This window comes from Sulfitobacter sp. PR48 (assembly GCF_028807335.1).
Taxonomy (GTDB): domain Bacteria; phylum Pseudomonadota; class Alphaproteobacteria; order Rhodobacterales; family Rhodobacteraceae; genus Sulfitobacter.
Genome location: NZ_JARAMM010000002.1, coordinates 315,737 through 333,449 on the forward strand (window position 1 = coordinate 315,737; position 17,713 = coordinate 333,449).

The following is a 17,713-nucleotide window of genomic DNA, read 5'->3' on the forward strand; positions in this document are numbered from 1 at the left end:
TCTGTGAACATATCAGATGCTGTAACCGCTCTGGCAACACTCCTAATTGCTTGCGCAGCATGGGGTGCAACCATTGCGGCTTGGAAAGGCCTTGGTACTTGGCAGGATCAGGCCAAATGGCAAGCTGATCGCGACCTTGCAAGGCGAATCCTAGTTAGTGTCTACAACTATCGAAATTCTCTCTACTCCGTACGTCATCCTGCCATGCCACATGCTGAAATGGAGCTTGATCCTAAGCCAGAAATTGAACTCACAGCTTCTCAACGTCGAAGTCAGGGCGTGGTTCAAGCCTACGCTCGCAGATGGGAAAAGCATCGAACCTCGCGCGTCGAATTAGATACACTACTAATCGAAGCGGACGCATTATGGGGTAAAGAACTGTCCGAAATAGTAAAATCGATCAAATCGCTCGAACATGAACTCTATATTTACATCGTTAACTATCTCGACGCGAACTACCGAGAGGACCAAGAACTGGCGGCTGAGTATCAAAAGATACTCAAGAAGAAGAGGGACATACTTTATGATTCACTCGATGATGAGAAAGACGAGTTCCGAAAAGACTTCTTGAATGCCCTTGAACCGGTTGAGCATTTCTTGGCGAACAAACTAGGCCGAGCGAAATGAATATCTCTGGGTCAATTGAATCCTGCATTAATTGGAGGCTGCAGTGCCTTCTTGTGATCGTTTAATATGAACCGCCTCATCAAACACGGCCTCATGTTCGGCAACCTCTTCCACGTGGATTCCCCCGCGCTGGTCGACCGATACAACCGCGCGCTCGAACACCTCACGGGCAAGCGCACCACCCAAACCGATTTCCACGTCGATATCTCGGGCTATTCCCCCGAAGTGGGTGACGAGCTGGGCGATCACCTCTATCTCAACCATGCGGGCGTGAACCGGCAGTTCATCCTGCTGACCATGGAGCAGCGAACAGCGCCTTTGCTCAACATGAAATTCTCCACCTCGCGCGGCATTCTGCAACAGTTCATCGCCGAGAATGAGGCGCAGTTGTTTGCGCTGACCGCCCGTGACGCGGTGGCGGGAGAGTTGGTGAACAGCGTCTATGACGTCTCAACCCCCGCGCGGCTGTTCGACATAAGACGGGTGAAGGTCGAGGCCGATACCACCGCAGGCACGGTGCGCGACGCGGAAAAGCTGGGGCAGATGGTCGAGCGGTTCAAGACCGAGAAAGACGGCTGGTACGACGATGTGCTGATCGCGCAGATGATCGAACTGGCGGGCAAGACCGGGGATGTGGTGCGCAACCCGGTCAGGCTGCGCCAGATGTCCTTTGACCAGCGGAATTTCTGGACGGCGCATTTCGGCGGTCTCTACCTGTTCCAGGATCTGGATCATCCGGCGGTCGTGGCTCCTTCTGGCAAGGATCATCTGGGCGATCTGCCGATCAAATATGTCTTTGACGCCGACGACCGGAACCAGCTTGCCAAGTTTTTCGAATACAACGGCCTGACCGAAACGATTGTCGAGGCGCGGGGCATCAACTCGGCGGCGATCCTGCGGCAGAAGATGGATTTCATCCTGATCGACGCGGTGGCGGATGAGGGCGGCGACCTGACCGGGGCCACGCGCGCCGATATGCGGCGTCTGGCGCGGGAGCATGTGGACAAGCTGCCGGAGGAGTTCCACGCGCTGGGCGCGCTGGTGAACTGGGCCGAGAACGGCGGCAACTGGCCGCGGATATCCTCGGACCATCCGGCCTATTTCTATACCCTGCGGGCGAGCGATACCAAGGACGCGGCGCTGGTGAACATGCTGCTGGCCGAACTGGCCCCCAAGGACGCGCGGCAGATGTTCATCTGCCACAAGGAATTGTTCTATCAGACCTATGCCCGCTGGCCGGATGCGAAGAAGGCCTATGTTGCCGATTTCCTCGTGGCCGAGTATCAGATGGACAAGGCGGGTGCGCGGGCGGCGCTTTTCGGCCATGATGCGCCGATGGAAGAGCCTGCCCCCCGCAAGCCCGATCCGGTGTCCGACATGATCGCCCGTGTCGGCCCCTGGGGCGCGGTGAGGGAGAGATAGATGTTTGCACTGGCGCGTCTTTTGGTGATCGGCTTTGTCGTTCTGACGATCATCTATGTCTGTCTGTCGTTCTATTCGCGCAGCGTGCGGCGGTCGAAGCTGCGCAAGAAGTGGTACGAGGGCAAACAGCTGGTGGACCGCGACACCTTTGTGCAGCGCGGGCTTGAACGCTATGACGGGTCGATCCGGCGCAAGCTGATCCTGGGCGTCTATATCGTACCCGTCGTCGTTGTCGGCGTGGTCATTTACCTGACGAATTTTTCCTGAGAGGGGCCAACATGGCGATTATCAAGTGGGTTTTCTGGATCACCATCTGGGTGCTGGTGGCGGCCTTCTTCCACTACACACTGCCGCAGGTCGATATCGTCCGGGTCACCGATACCTATGAAAAGCGTGTCGATCCGGGTGAGAACTCGATCTTCTGGGCACAGGCGGATATCGGAACGGACGGGACGCTGGCGAACCGGGATGTGTTCTTCATCCAGACGCGGCGCGCCAAGGGTGACGTCATGGTCTATCGCAACGAGGATACAGGCTGGGGCTGGCCGCCCTATTTCAAGTTCGACACTTCGAACCTGCAGGCAGAGGCGGCGGATGCCAAATCGACCGAGGCGGCGCCGGAATGGTATGCGATCAAACACTACGGCTGGCGCAACGAGTTCCTGACGGTGTTTCCCAACGCCATATCGCTGCGCAAGGTCGAGGGGCCCGACGCTTCCAAGGGCATCCCCTGGCTGAACATCATCATTCTCACGCTTTTCTTTGCCATCGTCTATGCCATCTGGGTGCGCTGGCGGCGGTTCCGGCGGGCGCGGATCGACCCGACGCTTGAGGCGCTTGAGGATGATCTGGCGGAGAAACGGCAGGGTATGTCGCGGTGGATCGGGAGCTGGCGGGCAAAGAAGTGACCGCGCTGTTGTGATCCGGGTGCTCCGGTGAGGGGGCGGTTTGCCCTTTCGCTCCCCCAAGCGGCGGTTTACCGGCAAAAGAACGATGATCTGCGTCAGTCTGCGAACAGATAGTCCGTCTTGGCGATTTCGCGGGCCTTGTCCTTGGAGATGTTCAGGAATTTCTCAAGGTTTTCGGCGTTGAGCTCGGGATCGGCAGCCTCGCGGATGCGAATGTGGTTCTCGAACTGGGCGTCGCGGATGCGGTCGCTTTCGTGCACCATGTCGTTGCGGATCGTCGGCAACAGGCGTTCCAGCGTGTCCTGCGATGTCTGTTCCCCGGCAAGGCCCACGCGCATCGCGTGACCGATCAGGTAGTTGTCCGTGAATTGGCATTCGATTTCGAGGATGCGGGTGATGGAGCGATCCGAGGCGAAGTCGTTCAGAAGCTCGATGTTGCCAGGGTCCATGCAGACAATCATGCGGTCGGTTTCGAAATAGTCGAACAGCATCCGCATCAAGGCCCGCCGGTGGCGGTGACGTTTTTCCAGCGTGTTCTGGATGCCGCCCAGATCGGGCAGGGTCGTATCTTCTTCGTTGAAGAGGTACTCGATCGCGGGAACGTTGGTGACCTGCCGGATGCGGTCCAGGACCCTTTTGGCGACATGCCATTTCTTGCAGACAACGATCAGCAGTTCCCGTTCGCGTCCCAGCGTGCTTTCGGTTTCCCAGAAACGGGTGGCAAAGCGGCGGCCGATCCGGCCCCGGCCTGACAGGAACTTGAACAGGCCGCGGCCTTCGTTGCTGATCTGGAACTGGACGCCCTCGGCGGCGTAGAGCAGCCCGAGCCTGCGTTTCAGGTCCTGCGCCTCGGGGCTGATCTTGCGGGCGAAAAGGTAATCCTGGCTGAGCAACAGCTCGTAATGGTCATTGTAGAAATTGACCGGCATCCCGTAATCCGTGAACATCAGGAAGGTCAGGGTGCGGCAGCGGATCTCGACCTCGGGCACCAGGTGGCGGACCAGCGTCTGAAAGAAGGTTTCATCGGGAATCCAGGTGGACCGGAAGAAACGGACGACATCGCGGCGCTTTTTCACAAAATCCAGCAGCCATTCAACGGTGCGGCGGCGCAGGCACCACCACTGGCTGCCAATCATGATCTGCAGATCGGCGGGGATGTTGCGGGTCAGCCCCAGTTTCTTCTGGATCTCGTACATCCAGTAGAACCGCTTTTTCTGGGTCCGTTCATTGAACCAATGCCGGTAGATCAGACGTTCCTCTTTCCAGCCGGTCTTGATCCAGTCGCTTTCGAAGTAGTCGAAGCTTTCGATGAAATCGGCATCGTTGTCGTCAAGGAACTGGTGGGTGTATTCCGCCGACTTGATCGCCATGCAATCGCCGGAAAGCATGTAGAAATGCGTTGCGCGGGGAAACGCCTCAACGGCGGAGGTCAGGGCACTGAGTGTTGCCTGCACAAGGGACCATTCGCCCCAGCCGCATTTCACACGTTTCTTCGCGAAGATCACGTTCGGGTTATTGTCCAACGCCGCGCGGATCTGCTGGTAATGCTCGGGCTTTGCCCGGGAGTCGAAGTGGATCGACATATAGTCGCCGGCCGTCGTCAACCGCTCTGCCTGCCGGATGATCGCCAGCGGGTCCTTGTGACAAAGCAGTATGTAAGCGATTTTGGCCACGGCTGAAACGAACTGCCTCTTTACCTTGTATTGTTTACCTAGATAATGATGAAGCAACATTGAATAAACCGCATTTATTTGCTTTTTTGCGGCAACTCAGAACTGTTGCTAAAAACAGTCATGACAGAACGAGTGAGAGGCAGTCGGCTATGGGGTTTCCCGGAACATGGATGACGGAAAGCGAAAGCGTGGTCTATCGGGTGGTGCCCAAGTGCGCCTGTTCGACAATCGGGCAGATCATGTACTACTCCGACCACGGCGAATTCTTCGACGGTGACATCCATGATGCACAGTCCGGGTTGCACAAATGGGCGCTGGATGCCTCGCAACTTCCGATCACCGAGAACGTCAAGGGCCACAAGTCCTACGCCTTTACCTGCGTGCGCAATCCCTACACGCGGATCCTGAGCTCGTTCTTCGACAAGATCTGCGGCATCCAGCGCAACGGCAAACGCTATCGCGGCAACCTGGTCCCCCTGCTGATCCAGAAGTATGGCATCGAAGTCGGCGGCGATGACGGCAAGCAGGAGTTCGACCAGATTGCCAGTTTCCGCAGGTTCCTGTTGTTCGCCCGCGATACCATCCGGTGGCGGCGGCCGATGGACCCCGACATTCACTGGTCGGCCATGTCCGGCCATGTCAGCACCTTCATCGTGAACGGTGGGCGCTATGACAAGATTTTCTGGACCGAGGCATTCAACGACGGGATGCAGGACGTGCTGGACGCGATTGAGACATCCCATCAGGTCCGCCTTGCGGATATCCCGCGGTTCAACGAGAGCGAGGGGCACGGCCCCAAACGGGCCCATCCGGTCGAAGATTATTTCGACGATCTGTCGATGCACCTGATGCGTGAAATCTACAAACGCGACTTCGAATTGTTCAAATATGATTTCGAGAATCCGGGCAACAAGATGCCGGTGGGCGAAATCGACCTGGACGAAGTGCACGCCAAACTGGGCGATTGAGGGCCATGGCAGTCCCTGGCCATAGGGTGATGCCGTGAGCCTGGAAAGCCTTGTCAGCACCTATGGCGTGCCGGCTCTGTTCCTTGGATGTGGGATCGAAGGGGAATCCGTTGCGATCATGGGCGGCGCGCTGGTGCACCGGCATGTCCTGCCGTTTTTCCCGGTACTGCTTGCCATCGGGTCAGGTGCCTGGATTGCAGATACATTGTTTTTCTGGCTCGGGCGGCGTTTCCGGTCTCACCCGTTTGTGCAGCGTCAACTTGCGGGAAGCCGGATTGCGGCCCTGCTGGGCAAGGTCCGAAGCCAGCCCGGCCGGTTTGCCGCGTCCTTTCGCTTTATACCCGGCATGCGGATATTGGTTCCCTTGGCGCTGGCCCAGACAGAGATCACCTATCGCCGATATGGAGCGATCACCGCTGTTTCATCTGCGATCTGGGCTTTGTTCTACATCCTGGTCGGGCATCTTGTGGGCGCGGTTCTGGCGCGGGTGCTGGGCCATATCCACCATATTCCCGTCATTGTCTGGGGTGGCGGCATGGCTGCCACGCTTTCGCTGCTGCTGGCCGTGCATCACCTGCGCCGCTCTCAGAAGCGCGGGTAACAGGCGCTTCATGCGCGTTTGAATGCGCCGCCAGGACACGCCGCGCGGCGGCGGTGGCGCTCCCCTTGGTGGAGGGGGGAATCATATCCGCCGCGTGATAGCTGCCGTCACTTGCTGCGGAAGTTTGGCGGAAATCCGGGGAACTCTCCCCGAAGTTGTAAGCAATGCTGCTCGTGCTTTCCGTATTAAGGACAAAGCAACTGCGAAAGCGCGGTGCCGAACCTTGCGCTGGCTTTGGGTGCGCTCTACATCTGCCTGCATGTCACAGGTCAAATCCGCCACGAAATCTGATCCCAATTACAAGGTGATCGCCGAAAACCGCCGGGCGCGGTATGATTACGCTATCGAAGAAGATATCGAATGCGGCATTATCCTGGAGGGGTCAGAGGTGAAATCCCTTCGGCAGGGCGGCGCGAACATCGCGGAAAGCTATGCGGCTGTGGAAGAGGGCGAGCTGTGGTTGGTCAACTCCTATGTGGCGCCCTATGCGCAGGCAAAGACGTTTCAGCATGAAGAAAGGCGGCGGCGCAAGTTGCTCGTCTCGCGCAAGCAGATGGCGGATTTGTGGAATGCCACCCAGCGCAAGGGGATGACCCTGGTGCCGCTGGTGATGTATTTCAACCATCGTGGCATGGCAAAGCTGAAGATCGGCGTCGCCAAGGGCAAGAAGAATCACGACAAACGCGAGACCTCGGCGAAACGTGACTGGTCGCGGCAAAAGGCGCGTCTGCTCAAAGATCATGGCTGACGGTTTCACGCTGATCGGGTTCAGGCATTCGGTCTACACGCGGATTGTCCGGGTTGCCCTGATCGAAATGCGCCTGCAGGCCAGCTATGTCGAGGTGGACCCGTTTTCCGATCCCTCCGCGCTGGATCGTTTCACCCCACTGGCCCGCGTGCCGGTTCTGCGCCACGGTGATTTCACGCTGACCGAGACAGCGGCGATCCTGCGCTATCTGGCGCGGGTCAGTGGCGCCATGCACCTGCTGCCCGACGACTCACAGGCGCTCGCACGGATGGATCAGGTCTTTGGCATTGTGGATACCAGCCTGTACTGGCCGCTTGTCCGGCAGGTGTTTTCCAACGGCTTCTACGCACCGCTGATGAATGAACCCTTTGATGCCGATCAGGTCGCCGCCGGTATCAAAGCGGGCAGGCCCGGCCTGAAACTTCTCGATACCATCGCGGCGGAGGGGCTGGTGCTGAACGGCATGGATCTGACCCTTGCCGATCTGCATCTGGCCCCGGTCATGGATTACCTGACGCGGGTTGCTGTGGGGGCGGAGCTCCTGGCAGAGTATCCCGACCTTTCGGCGTGGTGGTCCGGAAAGTCGGGCAGCCCGTTGTTGCAGGAAACGGACCCGTTTCCCGGCGAGGAACGCCCGTAATCACTCCGCAACCGGGGCGCGCTCTTGCCAGTTTGCATCAGCGCGGCTAGGCAAGAATGGAGCCATTTTCTAGAAGGACTGCCCATGGTTGATGATCCCAAGACGCTCGTGTCCACCGCATGGTTGGCCAAGCACCTCAAGGACCCGGACCTGCGGTTGCTGGATGCATCATGGTACTTGCCGGATGCGGGCCGTGACGCGAAGGCCGAGTATGACGCCGGTCATATTCCAGGCGCCCGGTTTTTCGACATTGACGAAATTTCGGATGGGCGTTCGGACCTGCCGCATATGGCGCCGCCGGTGGAAAAATTCATGTCGCGGATGCGCGCGATGGGCGTGGGCGACGGGCATCAGGTTGTGGTCTATGACGGGGCCGGTCTGCTCTCTGCAGCGCGGGTCTGGTGGCTGTTCCGCCTGATGGGTCAGGAAAATGTCGCGGTGCTGGACGGCGGATTGCCCAAATGGGTGGCCGAGGGGCACCCGACGGAAGACATGCCGCCGATTCCGCGTGATCGCCATATGACGGTCCGCCTGCAGAACCAGCTTGTCCGGGATGTGACGCAGGTGGCCCAGGCTTCCAAGCTGGGGGAGCCGCAGATCGTCGATGCGCGGGCACCCGCCCGGTTCCGTGGCGATGCGCCCGAACCACGCGAAGGGCTGCGCGCGGGCCATATTCCGGGGTCGCGCAACGTGCATTACGAGACCCTGTTGAACGATGACAAGACCATGAAGGATCCCGACGCCCTGCGCGCGGTTTTCGAAGCCGCAGGTGTCGATCCCGCGAAACCGGTCATCACGACCTGCGGGTCGGGTGTCACGGCCGCAATCCTGGCGCTGGCGCTTGAGCGGATGGGGCAGACCTCGTGGTCACTTTATGATGGATCATGGGCGGAATGGGGGATGTTCCCCACCGTGCCGATCGCTACCGGAGACGCATAAGATGTTCGAAACCCTACAAAGTCAGCCCGCGGACAAGATCCTTGCCCTGATGCAGATGTACCGCGACGACCCCCGGGACACCAAGATCGACCTTGGTGTCGGCGTCTACAAGGACGCGACTGGCCTCACCCCCGTGATGCGGGCCGTAAAGGCGGCAGAACAGCAGATTTGGCAGTCGCAGGACAGCAAGGTCTACACCGGGCTTATCGGTGATCCGGCCTTTTCCGATGCGATGATCGAACTGGTGCTGGCGGGGGCCGTTCCGCGCGACACCGTGGCTGCGGCGGCGACACCGGGCGGCACCGGTGCGGTGCGTCAGGCGTTCGAGCTGATCCAGATGGCCCGCCCCGATGCACGGGTGTTCGTGTCGGATCCGACCTGGCCCAACCACCTGTCGATCCTGAAGTATCTTGGCATGGAGGTGGTGAACTACCGCTACTTCGACGATGAGTCGCGCGGGGTCGATTTCGACGGCATGATCGCGGATCTGAGCAAGGCGCATGCGGGCGATGTGATCCTGTTGCACGGCTGCTGTCACAACCCGACAGGGGCGAACCTGAACGCCAGTGAATGGGATGCCGTCATCAAGGTGTTGCAGGAAACCGGCGCCACGCCGATGATCGACATCGCCTATCAGGGCTTTGGCGACGGGCTGGCAGAAGATGCCGCCGCGACCCGCAAGATCGTGGCAGCAGTGCCGGAATGCCTGATCGCCGCCAGTTGTTCAAAGAACTTCGGGATCTACCGGGAACGGACAGGTCTTCTGATGGCCATTGCTGCCGACCCGGCGGCGCGCAAGCTCAATCAGGATACTTTGGCGTTCCTCAACCGCCAGAACTACAGCTTCCCGCCGGACCACGGGGCGCGGATCGTGACGACGATTCTGAACGACGCTGCGCTGCGGGAGGACTGGATGCAGGAGCTGGAAGACGTGCGCGGCACCATGCTGAACCTGCGGACCCAGCTTGCCGGTGAATTGCAGCGTCTGTCGGGATCTGATCGTTTCGGTTTCCTCGCGCAGCACCGGGGAATGTTTTCGCGCCTTGGCACGACGCCTGAAAAGGTCGAGGAGCTGCGCGCCAAACACGGGGTCTATATGGTGAGCGACAGCCGGATGAATATTGCCGGCCTGAACCAGCAGACCATTCCGATCCTTGCCCGGGCGATTATCGACGTCGGTATCTGAGCAGGACACCAAAGGGGCCCGCGCTGATCTTTCGGCGCGGGCCCCCGGATGTTTCAATCCCGGATGTCGTCGGGATCAGATCTTGTTGCCAAATGCGCCTTTGACCGCGCCCTTGGCCTTTTGTGCCTCGCCCTTGATCTTCTGGGCTTCGCCCTCGACCCTCAGCTTGTCATTTCCAGTCACTTTGCCCGCCGCAGATTTTGCGGCGCCAATGGCTTTGTTGGCGTTGCCCTTGGCCTTGTCTGCAATCTCACCCATGGTCTGATCCTCTCGGGGTAGGTCAGGTGCGGCGCGCGGTGATCGCGTGTCCGGTCTGATCTATGTGGAAACCCGGCAGGGGTGGTTGCGGTTCCCGATGAGTGATCTTGATAAAGGCGGGTCGGCCAGATCTGGCTGATGGCCAATCGGGGCGGGCGGCATAAAAAAACCCGGCCTCGAAAGGCCGGGTTCGCTGCCACAGGGTTTGAGGGGGATCAGCCCTTGGAGAACTCCGGATAGGCTTCCATGCCCAATTCGGTGGTATCCAGACCCTGAATTTCCGCTTCTTCGCTCACCCGGATGCCCATCACGGCTTTGAGGATGCTGAAGACGATGAAGCTTGAGATGAAGACAAAGGCGCCGATGGCGACAAAGCCGATGATCTGCGTCACGAAGGATGTCCCGTCGGTATAGACCGGCACCACCAATGTGCCCCAGAAGCCCGCGACCAGGTGAACCGGGATCGCGCCGACCACATCGTCGATCTTGAGCTTGTCAAGGAAGGGCACGGCGAAGACCACGATGACACCGCCCACAGCGCCAATCCACAGCGCGCCAAAGAGCGTCGGGTCAAGCGGGCCAGCGGTGATGGAGACCAGACCGGCAAGTGCGCCGTTCAGCACCATCGTCAGGTCGACCTTGCGGTACAGGACCTGTGTCAGGATCAGCGCCGCGACGGCACCGGCGGCTGCCGCCATGTTGGTGTTTGCAAAGATCTGTGCAACCGCATCGACATCTTCCAGCGTGCCCATGGCGAGCTGGGATGCACCGTTGAAGCCGAACCAGCCCATCCACAGGATGAACGTACCCAGCGTCGCCAGCGGAAGGCTGGAACCCGGCATCGGCACCACACGACCGTCCTTGGCATATTTGCCGATGCGTGGCCCCAGGATGATGACACCGGCCAGGGCAGCAAAACCACCTGCGGCGTGCACCAGTGTGGATCCCGCAAAGTCAGAGAAGCCCATCGCGGAAAGGAAACCGCCGCCCCACTGCCAGGATGCCTCGATCGGGTAGATCAGGCCGGTCAGCACGACAACGAAGATCAGGAAGGGCCAGAGCTTCACCCGTTCGGCCAATGTACCCGAAACGATGGAAGCGGTGGTGGCGCAGAACATCAACTGAAAGAAGAAGTCGGAGGCGTTGGAATAGCCGCCTGCGTCGATGTCCGTCTTGATGTCCTTGGGGGCGATCGTGCCAAGCACGCCGTCCATCATCCAGTTGCCGTCGCCGGGATACATCACGTTATAGCCGATCAGCCAGTACATGATTGCGGCGATGCCGAAGAGGCCCATGTTCTTGGTCAGCTGGGTGGTGACGTTCTTGGACCGGACCAGCCCGGCTTCGAGCATGGCAAAGCCTGCGGCCATCCAGAACACCAGAAAGCCGCCGATCAGGAACAGCAGCGTGTTGAAGATGAATGTTGTCTGGGCGAGTGATGCAAATTCCGCATCCTGTGCCGCCCCCAGCGTGGGCACCAACGCAATCGCGGTGGCCAGCGGGATATATTTGAGTTTGTTCATTTCGGGTTTCCTCAGATCTAGGGGAAGGTTCAGATGGCGTCTTCGCCGGTTTCGCCGGTGCGCACGCGAACGGCCTGTTCGACGTCGAGCACGAAGATCTTGCCGTCACCGATCTTGCCGGTCTGGGCTGTCTTGGAGATCACTTCGACCAGCTGGTCCGCGACGTTGTCGGCGACGACAAGCTCCAGTTTGACTTTGGGCACGAAGTTCACGACGTATTCGGCGCCGCGATAAATCTCGGTATGACCTGACTGGGCGCCAAAACCCTTGATCTCGGTCACCATCAGCCCGCGGACACCCGCTTCGGTCAGCGCTTCGCGCACTTCCTCGAGCTTGAATGGTTTGATAGTAGCAATGATGAGTTTCACCTTCTGAGTCCCTCTTCCGGTTGGCAGGTTCGACCTGCGTGATGCCCCCGCAGAAAACAGGGTATTGAGCCTGTGGTGAAAGGTTTGACGCAGGTTTATGCGCAGAAAATCGCCGCTTCCTGCATGGAAAATGTGCAGAAATAGGAATCTGCACAAAAAATAATCAAATAAATGATGGGCTTTCCGGCCGGATGCGCTAAACAATCCTGCATTTGCAGCGTAAGGTGCAGAAAAAGACAGGCGAGCAGGCCAGATTCATGAGTGATTCATCAAAGCGCAAACGCCCGTTGGTGGCGGACAAGCGCTATCCGTCCAAAAGCAAGGCTGCTGCGAAACAGCCTGCCAGGAAACCGGTTGCGAAGAAGGCTCCGGTGCGGCGCAAACCCGCCCGTACCAAAAAGCCCCGTCGCGGCGGGATCATCGGTCTGCTGTCGGCGCTGGTGTCATGGATATTGCGGCTGATCTGGAAGATCGTCTGGCGGGTGACGGCGGTTGCCGTTCTGTGCCTCGCGCTGGCCGTGGGCTATTTCTATACCACATTGCCGCCGCTGGAGGCGCTGCTGGATGGCCGTGCGCGCGGCTCTGTCACCTTGCTGGACCGCAACGGCGATGTCTTTGCCTGGCGCGGCGACCAGTTTGGCGGTGTGGTCACTGCCGACAGCGTGTCAAAACACCTCAAGAATGCTGTTGTCGCGACCGAGGACAAGCGGTTCTACCGCCATTTCGGGATCAGCCCGCGCGGCATCGCCTCTGCCGTGCGCATCAACCTGAGCGAGGGGCGCGGGCCGCTTTCCGGGCACGGTGGTTCGACCATCACCCAGCAGACTGCCAAGCTGATCTGCCTGGGAGAGCCCTTTGACCCCTCGACCGGCCAGACCGAGAAGGAATACGAGGCCGGGTGCCGCGCAGGCAACCTGCAGCGCAAGGCCAAGGAAGCGCTCTATGCCATGGCGATGGAGGTCAAGTATTCCAAGAACGATATCCTCTCCATCTACCTGAACCGTGCCTACATGGGCGGTGGCGCCTATGGGGCCGAGGCCGCCGCGCAGCGGTTCTTTGGCAAGTCGGCAGCGGCGGTCAATCCGTCCGAGGCTGCAATGCTGGCCGGGCTACTGACCTCGCCTTCCGTCCTGTCGCCTACAAACAACCTCGACCGGGCGCAGAACCGGGCGGCAACGGTGATCCGGCTGATGCGTGAGCAGGGGTATCTGTCGGCCGAGGAGGCCGAAATGGCCATGGCAAACCCCGCCGAATTGTCCGAAGCGGCAGAAGCCCGCGCGGGTGGCTATTTCGCGGATTGGGTCATGTCGACGGGGCCGGAGTTTTTTACCCGCAACACGACCGAGGACGTGATCATTCGCACCACCCTGGATCAACGCATCCAGAAGGCCGCCGAGGACGGGCTGAAGTGGGTTTTCGAGAACAAGGTCCGCGAGGGATCGACGGCGCAGGCCGCGGTCATCATCATGTCGGCGGACGGTGCCGTGCGCGCCATGGTGGGCGGGCGCAAGACCAAGGTGGCGGGGGCATTCAACCGTGCGACCCAGGCCCTGCGGCAGACCGGCTCCGCCTTCAAGCCTTTTGTATATGCTGCTGCGCTTGATCTGGGGTATTCGCCTAATGACATCGTTGTGGACGAACCGTTTTGCATGAACATCCCCGGGTCGGGCCAGTGGTGCCCCAGGAACTATACCAACCGTTTTCTCGGCCCGGTGACGCTGACCCATGCCTTGAAGGATTCATTGAACATTCCTGCGGTAAAAATCTCGGAAAGCGTCGGGCGCGATCTGGTCAGCCGGGTGGCCGACCAATTCGGGATCAAGAATGACCTTGCCGCCGGTCCGGCGCTCGCCCTGGGGGCTTCGGAAAGCACATTGATCGAGATGACCGGCGCCTATGCTGGCATTCTCAACGGCGGTTCCTCCGTCACGCCCTACGGGCTGGTGGATCTGCGCCTGATGGGCGACAACGATCCACTGATGGGGACCGGCGGGGGTATCGGCGAACGGGTCATCCAGGAAGAAGCGGCACGCCAGCTGGTCTATATGATGGAGAAGGTGATTTCGGACGGCACCGGAAAGCGGGCGCAGTTCGGCGGGCGGGAGCTGGCCGGCAAGACCGGGACAACCTCGGCGGCCAAGGATGCCTGGTTCATCGGATTTTCGGCAGATTATGTGGCCGGGGTCTGGATGGGCTATGATGACAACACCCCGCTCAAGGGGGTGACCGGTGGTGGCCTGCCCACCGACATCTGGCGCGAGGCAATGAGCCGCGCGCATGAAGGGGTCGAACTGAAAGGGCTGCCGATGTCGCCCCCCGTCGCGCCCAGTGGTTTGGGTGAGGGTGATCCAATGCTGGCCTCTGACCCGATTCCGGTTGATGACAATCGCGGCAATCAGGGCACCGGCAACATTATTGACCAGGTCCTTCAGGACATCTTTGGCGGCGGCAGCACCGGATCGGGCAGTTCCTCCCCCCCGCCCAGCCCCTCGGACAGGTGACCCTCCAGTTCCGGTGAGGGTCACCACAAGTCGCTTGATTTCTGTTCCGTCTGGCACTCTGCCGACCAGGCGGGTTGGCGCGGTGCGCCGGATGTGAACGGGCCACAGTTGCCGGACTTGCGGATTCTTGGAATGGAAATTCGCTGTTAAACTGGCTATGCCATGACTGGTCGGGCCTTTTGGGGCATTGTCGGGTCGATCTGCGGCGTCTGTCGCTGTCTGTCCTGACACCGGAGATTTTAGACAGCCTTTGGGCAGGAAGGCGCAGATGCGTGATGAAATAACTCAACGTGGCCTTGCCGAACTACGCGCTGTGCGCAAGCGCAGTCGCGCGCTTTACTGGACGGTGGCGTTGTTCAGCCTGTTTGCAAATTTGCTGATGCTGACAGGCCCCATGTACATGTTGCAGGTCTATGACCGGGTGCTGGGCTCCGGCTCCGAAGAGACGCTGATTGCCCTGTCGATCCTGGTGGTCTTTCTCTACGGGGTGATGGGGGTTCTGGACCACACCCGGGGCCGCATCATGGCGCGGGTGGGCGCGCGGTTTCAGGATGCCTTGGACCGTCGCGTCTTTGACGCGGTTGTGCGCAAATCGGCGATTGCGCCGGATACCCGGACCAATGCCAACCTGGCCGATCTGGAAGCTGTGCAGCGGCTGCTGACCTCACCGGTGCTGATGGCGTTCTTCGACATGCCGTGGACGCCGATCTTTTTCGCCGCGATCTTTATTTTCCACCCGATGCTGGGCTGGCTTGCCGTCTGCGGCGCGGGGGTTCTTATTGCGATTACATTCGCCAACCAGATCCTGTCCCGCAATTCGCAGGCAAAGGCGGGGATGGCCGGGCAGACCGCGGGTTCAATCGCGGATCAGATCCGGACAGAGGCCGAAATGGTGCAGGCCATGGGGATGCGCGATGCGGCCTTTGACCGTTGGCAAAAGGCCCGGGGCGAGGCGCTGGAAAGCCAGATCAGGGCGACGGATGTCGGCGGCACCTTTTCGTCAATGACCAAGACGCTGCGCCTGTTCCTGCAATCGGCCATGCTGGGGCTGGGTGCCTATCTGGTGTTGCAGGGTGAAATGACACCGGGGGCGATGATCGCCGGGTCCATCCTGCTGGGCCGTGCCCTGGCACCGGTGGAAATGGCGCTGAATCAATGGCCGGTCGTACAACGGGGCCGCGACGGCTGGCAGAGCCTTGCGACCTTGCTGGGGGCCGTGTCGCCCGAGCCGCTGCGCACAGCGCTGCCGAAACCGGCGGCCAAGCTGGTGGCCAAGAACCTGACCGTTGTCCCGCCGGGAGAGCGCCAGGCCTCGCTCAAGTCGATTAACTTCAACGTTGAACCGGGGCAGGCCGTCGGGGTGATCGGCCCTTCCGGGGCAGGGAAGACCACCCTGGCGCGCACCCTGACCGGCGTCTGGCCGCCTGCTGGCGGATATGTGCGGCTCGATGGTGCGGCGCTGGATCACTATGGGGCCGAAGTGCTGGGCCGACATATCGGCTACCTGCCGCAGCGGGTCCAATTGTTCGACGGCACGATTGCGGAAAACATCGCACGCCTGTCGCCGCAGCCCGACGATGCAAAGGTCATCGAAGCGGCCAAGAAGGCGGCAGCGCATGAGATGATCCTCGAACTGCCCAAAGGGTATGATACCCAAGTCAGCGCCGGGCAGATCCGGCTGTCGGGCGGTCAGATGCAGCGGATCGGGCTGGCCCGCGCGCTTTACGACAATCCGGTGATCCTTGTCCTGGACGAACCGAATTCCAACCTCGACAATGTCGGCTCGCAAGCGCTGAACCATGCGATCCGGTCGATGAAGGCCGATGGCCGTTCTGTTCTCATCATGGCGCACCGCCCGGCGGCGATCCAGGAATGTGACACATTGCTGGTGCTGGATGGTGGCATGCGCATGGCCTTCGGGCCCAAGGATGAGGTGCTGGCAGGCATGGTCAAGAACGCGAAGGCGATCCAATCGGCCCCGGCGGACGCAGGAGGTGTCACATGACCCCGCAACCGACAAGAAGGTGGTCCGCGACCGGGCCTGTTGTCATTGGCCTTCTCGGCCTGTTGGTGCTGGTCGGCGGGTTTGGCACCTGGGCGATGATGACCCAGATCGCCGGTGCGGTGGTCGCATCGGGGCGCATCGAAGTGGAGCGGAACCGGCAGATCGTGCAGCATGAAAACGGCGGTGTCGTTGCCGAAATCCGCGTGGTCGAAGGCGATGCGGTGGTCGCAGGGGATATTTTGCTGCAGCTGGACGGCCAGCAGATCGGGTCGCAGCTGGCGATCGTCGAAGGGCAATTGTACGAATTAATGGCCCGCCGTGGCCGTTTCGAGGCCGAGCGAGACGAAGCCGAAGAAATCGTTTACGAAAAGGAACTGATCGCGACCGGCGCAAGGGATCCCGAAATTGCGGAACTGATGGAGGGGCAGCAAAATCTCTTCGTCGCCCGCCGCGCCTCTGTCGCGCGGGAGATCGAGCAATTGGGCAAGCGCCGCAATCAGATCGGCGCGCAGATCAACGGCGTCACCGCGCAGGAAGACGCGCTTGCCCAGCAGCTTGGGCTGATTGAACAGGAGCTTTCGAACCAGCAGTCCTTGCTGGATCGCGGATTGGCGCAGGCCTCGACCGTGCTGAACCTGCAAAGGGAAAAGGCGCGGTTGACCGGGCAAATCGGTGAACTGGCTGCCAGCCGGGCACAATCCGAGGAACGGATCACCGAGATCGAGATCGAGATCCTGAAACTGGGCACCGCAGGTCGGGAAGAGGCCATCACCCGCCTGCGTGATCTGCGGTATCGGGAGCTTGAGCTGATCCAGCAACGCCGCGCCCTGCAAAACGAGATCGAGCGCCTGTCGATCCGCGCGCCGGTCTCCGGCATCATCTACGGGCTTCAGGTGCAGACTCCCCGGTCGGTTGTGCGGGCGGCGGAACCACTGATGTTCCTGGTGCCGCAGGACCGGCCGCTGGTGATCGCGGCGCGGGTTCTGCCGATCCACATCGACCAGATCGTTGTCGGCCAGCAGGTCAACCTGCGCATGTCGGCGCTGGACCAGCGCACGACGCCGGAACTGGTGGGCCAGGTCATGCAGATTTCGGCAGATGCGATAGAGGACGAGGCCACGGGCCAATCCTATTTCCGTGCGGAAATTGCCCTGAACCCCGGCGAGATGGACAAGCTGCCGGAGGGGACGATCCTGTTGCCCGGCATGCCGGTGGAAGCTTTCATCCGCACCGGCGAGCGGTCCCCCATGGCTTATCTTGTCAAACCGGTTGCCGATTATTTCGCCCGCGCGTTTCGCGAAAGTTGATCGCGGGGCTTTCGGATTCCGCGCTGCGGCGCTAGTTTC

17 protein-coding genes are annotated in these 17,713 nt (G+C 60.4%); 13 read left to right on the top strand and 4 right to left on the bottom strand.

The features are described 5' to 3' along the window. Positions 1-3: 3 nt before the first annotated feature. The 4 genes from PVW51_RS04220 to PVW51_RS04235 all read left to right on the top strand — a co-directional run bounded on the left by PVW51_RS04220 (position 4) and on the right by PVW51_RS04235 (position 2,957). Positions 4-627, top strand: coding sequence for a hypothetical protein (locus PVW51_RS04220; protein WP_269366091.1), 624 nt, complete (start codon positions 4-6; stop codon positions 625-627). Between the two features lie 66 nt (positions 628-693). Further along, a complete protein-coding gene (locus PVW51_RS04225) occupies positions 694-2,049 on the top strand; it encodes a DUF6638 family protein (protein WP_274573722.1) in 1,356 nt (451 codons plus the stop codon). Continuing rightward, positions 2,050-2,316 (top strand): hypothetical protein, encoded by a 267-nt coding sequence (locus PVW51_RS04230; RefSeq protein ID WP_274573723.1) that lies wholly within the window; start codon positions 2,050-2,052, stop codon positions 2,314-2,316. Positions 2,317-2,327: 11 nt separating this feature from the next. Continuing rightward, positions 2,328-2,957 (top strand): DUF1523 family protein, encoded by a 630-nt coding sequence (locus PVW51_RS04235; RefSeq protein WP_114273776.1) that lies wholly within the window; start codon positions 2,328-2,330, stop codon positions 2,955-2,957. A 95-nt stretch (positions 2,958-3,052) separates the two neighbouring features. On the opposite strand, the gene PVW51_RS04240 is transcribed toward PVW51_RS04235, so the two are convergent. Beyond that, positions 3,053-4,630: a DUF5928 domain-containing protein gene (locus PVW51_RS04240; RefSeq protein WP_274573724.1), complete on the bottom strand. Its 1,578-nt coding sequence runs from the start codon at positions 4,628-4,630 to the stop codon at positions 3,053-3,055. Positions 4,631-4,779: 149 nt separating this feature from the next. Here PVW51_RS04240 and PVW51_RS04245 point away from each other — a divergent pair, with 149 nt between their 5' ends. The 6 genes from PVW51_RS04245 to PVW51_RS04270 all read left to right on the top strand — a co-directional run bounded on the left by PVW51_RS04245 (position 4,780) and on the right by PVW51_RS04270 (position 9,712). After that, positions 4,780-5,598, top strand: a complete 819-nt coding sequence (locus PVW51_RS04245) for a sulfotransferase family protein (RefSeq protein ID WP_269366085.1) — start codon at positions 4,780-4,782, stop codon at positions 5,596-5,598. 34 nt (positions 5,599-5,632) lie between these two features. Further along, positions 5,633-6,199, top strand: a complete 567-nt coding sequence (locus PVW51_RS04250; protein ID WP_274573725.1) for a DedA family protein — start codon at positions 5,633-5,635, stop codon at positions 6,197-6,199. 259 nt (positions 6,200-6,458) lie between these two features. Continuing rightward, positions 6,459-6,947, top strand: a complete 489-nt coding sequence (gene smpB, locus PVW51_RS04255) for an SsrA-binding protein SmpB (RefSeq protein ID WP_269366140.1) — start codon at positions 6,459-6,461, stop codon at positions 6,945-6,947. Then, positions 6,940-7,587, top strand: coding sequence for a glutathione S-transferase family protein (locus PVW51_RS04260; protein ID WP_274573726.1), 648 nt, complete (start codon positions 6,940-6,942; stop codon positions 7,585-7,587). Before smpB ends, PVW51_RS04260 begins: the two co-directional genes overlap by 8 nt. Before the next feature lie 84 nt (positions 7,588-7,671). Further along, complete coding sequence (sseA, locus tag PVW51_RS04265; protein ID WP_114273771.1) at positions 7,672-8,526, top strand: 3-mercaptopyruvate sulfurtransferase; 855 nt, start codon at positions 7,672-7,674, stop codon at positions 8,524-8,526. A gap of 1 nt (position 8,527) precedes the next feature. Further along, complete coding sequence (locus PVW51_RS04270; RefSeq protein WP_274573727.1) at positions 8,528-9,712, top strand: amino acid aminotransferase; 1,185 nt, start codon at positions 8,528-8,530, stop codon at positions 9,710-9,712. A 75-nt stretch (positions 9,713-9,787) separates the two neighbouring features. On the opposite strand, the gene PVW51_RS04275 is transcribed toward PVW51_RS04270, so the two are convergent. The 3 genes from PVW51_RS04275 to PVW51_RS04285 all read right to left on the bottom strand — a co-directional run bounded on the left by PVW51_RS04275 (position 9,788) and on the right by PVW51_RS04285 (position 11,861). Further along, the gene (locus PVW51_RS04275; protein WP_269366078.1) at positions 9,788-9,970 is read right to left on the bottom strand and encodes a CsbD family protein; all 183 of its coding nucleotides are present in this window, start codon (positions 9,968-9,970) and stop codon (positions 9,788-9,790) included. Between the two features lie 215 nt (positions 9,971-10,185). Further along, positions 10,186-11,493 (bottom strand): ammonium transporter, encoded by a 1,308-nt coding sequence (locus PVW51_RS04280; protein ID WP_114273769.1) that lies wholly within the window; start codon positions 11,491-11,493, stop codon positions 10,186-10,188. Between the two features lie 29 nt (positions 11,494-11,522). Next, complete coding sequence (locus PVW51_RS04285; protein ID WP_114273768.1) at positions 11,523-11,861, bottom strand: P-II family nitrogen regulator; 339 nt, start codon at positions 11,859-11,861, stop codon at positions 11,523-11,525. A 257-nt stretch (positions 11,862-12,118) separates the two neighbouring features. On the opposite strand from PVW51_RS04285, the gene PVW51_RS04290 reads away from it, so the two are divergent. The 3 genes from PVW51_RS04290 to PVW51_RS04300 all read left to right on the top strand — a co-directional run bounded on the left by PVW51_RS04290 (position 12,119) and on the right by PVW51_RS04300 (position 17,674). Beyond that, the gene (locus PVW51_RS04290) at positions 12,119-14,362 is read left to right on the top strand and encodes a transglycosylase domain-containing protein (RefSeq protein WP_274573728.1); all 2,244 of its coding nucleotides are present in this window, start codon (positions 12,119-12,121) and stop codon (positions 14,360-14,362) included. A gap of 268 nt (positions 14,363-14,630) precedes the next feature. Next, on the top strand, positions 14,631-16,367 hold the full coding sequence (locus PVW51_RS04295; RefSeq protein ID WP_274573729.1) for a type I secretion system permease/ATPase: 1,737 nt from the start codon (positions 14,631-14,633) through the stop codon (positions 16,365-16,367). Next, on the top strand, positions 16,364-17,674 hold the full coding sequence (locus PVW51_RS04300) for an HlyD family type I secretion periplasmic adaptor subunit (protein ID WP_114273765.1): 1,311 nt from the start codon (positions 16,364-16,366) through the stop codon (positions 17,672-17,674). Before PVW51_RS04295 ends, PVW51_RS04300 begins: the two co-directional genes overlap by 4 nt. Positions 17,675-17,713 lie beyond the last annotated feature (39 nt).

Coding starts and splice junctions, on each gene's coding strand:
- PVW51_RS04225 (WP_274573722.1), top strand. CDS start 694: ATGAACCGCCTCATCAAACACGGCCTCATGTTCGGCAACCTCTTCCAC.
- PVW51_RS04230 (WP_274573723.1), top strand. CDS start 2,050: ATGTTTGCACTGGCGCGTCTTTTGGTGATCGGCTTTGTCGTTCTGACG.
- PVW51_RS04235 (WP_114273776.1), top strand. CDS start 2,328: ATGGCGATTATCAAGTGGGTTTTCTGGATCACCATCTGGGTGCTGGTG.
- PVW51_RS04245 (WP_269366085.1), top strand. CDS start 4,780: ATGGGGTTTCCCGGAACATGGATGACGGAAAGCGAAAGCGTGGTCTAT.
- smpB (WP_269366140.1), top strand. CDS start 6,459: ATGTCACAGGTCAAATCCGCCACGAAATCTGATCCCAATTACAAGGTG.
- PVW51_RS04260 (WP_274573726.1), top strand. CDS start 6,940: ATGGCTGACGGTTTCACGCTGATCGGGTTCAGGCATTCGGTCTACACG.
- sseA (WP_114273771.1), top strand. CDS start 7,672: ATGGTTGATGATCCCAAGACGCTCGTGTCCACCGCATGGTTGGCCAAG.
- PVW51_RS04270 (WP_274573727.1), top strand. CDS start 8,528: ATGTTCGAAACCCTACAAAGTCAGCCCGCGGACAAGATCCTTGCCCTG.
- PVW51_RS04275 (WP_269366078.1), bottom strand. CDS start 9,970: ATGGGTGAGATTGCAGACAAGGCCAAGGGCAACGCCAACAAAGCCATT.
- PVW51_RS04280 (WP_114273769.1), bottom strand. CDS start 11,493: ATGAACAAACTCAAATATATCCCGCTGGCCACCGCGATTGCGTTGGTG.
- PVW51_RS04290 (WP_274573728.1), top strand. CDS start 12,119: ATGAGTGATTCATCAAAGCGCAAACGCCCGTTGGTGGCGGACAAGCGC.
- PVW51_RS04295 (WP_274573729.1), top strand. CDS start 14,631: ATGCGTGATGAAATAACTCAACGTGGCCTTGCCGAACTACGCGCTGTG.
- PVW51_RS04300 (WP_114273765.1), top strand. CDS start 16,364: ATGACCCCGCAACCGACAAGAAGGTGGTCCGCGACCGGGCCTGTTGTC.